Consider the following 436-nt stretch of genomic DNA (forward strand, 5'->3'; position numbering starts at 1 on the left):
TCTTTTTCACGAACTCGGATTTCAGTTTCATCGGGCCAAAACCATCGATTTTGCAGTCGATGTTATGGTCGCCTTCAACCAGACGAATGTTCTTCACTTTGGTGCCGATTTTCAGCATGGAAGAGCTACCTTTTACTTTCAGATCTTTCACGATGGTGACGCTATCGCCGTCCGCCAGCAGGTTGCCGTTGGCGTCTTTGACAATCAGCTCATCGCTCTCCTGAGCGGGTTCCGCATCGTTCCATTCGTGAGCGCATTCCGGGCAGATGAACATGCCGTTATCTTCGTAGGTATATTCGGAGTTACATTGCGGGCAGTGGGGTAATGACATGTTGGTATCCTCAAAAAGTCAGCGGGGGCAAACGCGCCCAAAAATGGCAGATCGCCGAAAAAGGCCGCAATTATACACAAAATCCTTAGCGTTGTCGGGACTATT

Annotated in this window: 1 protein-coding gene; it reads right to left on the reverse strand. The window is 49.3% G+C overall.

Annotated features, from left to right (window positions below):
- Positions 1–331, reverse strand: a 331-nt coding sequence (locus DK926_RS26375) for a zinc ribbon domain-containing protein YjdM (RefSeq protein ID WP_114332840.1), incomplete at its 3' end; no start/stop codon positions are given.
- Positions 332–436 lie beyond the last annotated feature (105 nt).

The organism is Rhodococcus sp. Eu-32, from assembly GCF_003336925.1.
Lineage (GTDB): Bacteria > Actinomycetota > Actinomycetes > Mycobacteriales > Mycobacteriaceae > Rhodococcoides > Rhodococcoides kyotonensis_B.